2 protein-coding genes are annotated in these 702 nt (G+C 39.7%); both read right to left on the bottom strand.

Annotated elements, in window-relative coordinates:
• Positions 1 to 24: 24 nt before the first annotated feature.
• Positions 25 to 378: a DNA replication initiation control protein YabA gene (gene yabA, locus V7659_RS31745; RefSeq protein WP_007496228.1), complete on the bottom strand. Its 354-nt coding sequence runs from the start codon at positions 376 to 378 to the stop codon at positions 25 to 27.
• A 14-nt stretch (positions 379 to 392) separates the two neighbouring features.
• Positions 393 to 702 (bottom strand): regulatory iron-sulfur-containing complex subunit RicT (gene ricT / locus V7659_RS31740; protein WP_335543945.1); only part of this gene is annotated, 310 nt, incomplete at its 5' end.

Below are 702 nucleotides of genomic sequence, written 5' to 3'. Positions count from 1 at the left end.
TCCCGATTCAGCGGAAGCCTTTTCTCATTTTTTATTTAAAAATGACAGACAGAACAAACAGTCTCCCTCTTTCCGAATGCTCCCATAATGTACATTACAAATATGGAAGCCCTCCTGATATAAACGAGCTAGGTTATCATGACCTTCTCCTATATCAGAATGACTTGGCTTCTGGGCAGAATCATGCTCTGCCTCAGACGATTTATCTCGATCGGATTGATCCAGACGTTCACGCAAGTGCTGATTCTCCATCTGCAGCTGATGATTTTCTTCAATCACTTCACCGATATGATTTTTCAAATCACCTAGCTGGCGATAAAGAGAACCGATTTGTTCTTCTAAATTAATCACCGTATCAAATAGTTCCTTTTTATCCAAGGTGGCACACCTCGTTACTCAGTTGTTTGTGCAGATACAACGCCTTCTTGTAATAATTCTTCCCAAGTATATTCTATCACTTTTTCTTGCCCGGTTAATTCAACTTGCAAAATTCGTTCTAAAATATTAAGCCCTACTACCTTTGCAGAGCCATTAGACGTCTGAATCGTTTCACCGATGTCCGGTAATTGTTCTTTTGCTGTTTCGTACTCATCATTCTCATATTTCAAGCAGCACATTAAACGGCCGCAAAGCCCTGAAATTTTGGTAGGGTTTAACGAGAGGTTTTGATCTTTTGCCATTTTAATGGACACAGGTTCAAAA

This window comes from Neobacillus drentensis (genome assembly GCF_036966985.1).
Taxonomy (GTDB): Bacteria; Bacillota; Bacilli; order Bacillales; family Cytobacillaceae; genus Neobacillus; species Neobacillus drentensis_E.
Note: the sequence above shows the minus strand (reverse complement) of the source record. Positions and strands in the feature narration are given on the sequence as shown.